This is a genomic window from Pseudanabaena sp. 'Roaring Creek', from assembly GCF_001402795.1.
Lineage (GTDB): Bacteria > Cyanobacteriota > Cyanobacteriia > Pseudanabaenales > Pseudanabaenaceae > Pseudanabaena.
In genome coordinates this window covers 1-523 of the sequence record NZ_LIRE01000640.1, presented here as the reverse complement: position 1 = coordinate 523, position 523 = coordinate 1, and the positions used below count along the sequence as shown (strand labels likewise).

General features: G+C 38.8%; 1 protein-coding gene. It reads left to right on the top strand.

What is annotated here, in order from left to right; genetic code table 11:
- Positions 1-101: 101 nt before the first annotated feature.
- Positions 102-389, top strand: coding sequence for a DUF4365 domain-containing protein (locus AC805_RS27465; RefSeq protein WP_082429524.1), 288 nt, complete (start codon positions 102-104; stop codon positions 387-389).
- Positions 390-523 lie beyond the last annotated feature (134 nt).

Genomic DNA, 523 nt, shown 5'->3' with positions numbered 1-523 from the left:
GCTATCACGATTATGTCTAGCAAGATATGCTCTTTCCCTCGATTATCTCGTGGATCTTCTACTCCCTCAAAGTGGCTCAGTAAACTTACTTCGATAGGGCTATTCATTGTGGCTTTATTTGTTTATTTTCTCCTAAATTTTATTACCTTTTTTATGCGGTTGCCCTGGCAGTAGGATGTAGTACTGCGAAACCCGATCCCGATGATGATAGTATTGACTGGACTCTCTCTACTCGCGTTACAGGTTCAGTCCTTGTCCGATCGCCAAAAATCGACATTCAACTCAAATGCACGGCTACCGACTGTCTGCATGCAGATCATTTGTCCTTTCCACTCAAGCGCAAAAACTATGACGAATCCCTAGAAAAAGTAAAAACGATATTAAACTAAAAAAACTCATTTTCTGTGATCACAAAAAATAGACATAAAAAATTCATTTTCTGTGATCACAAAAAATGAATTTATAGGGAGCTTACTTTTCTGACAGATATAAACTTTTTTAACTTGGGAGGAGCCGCGCTGTC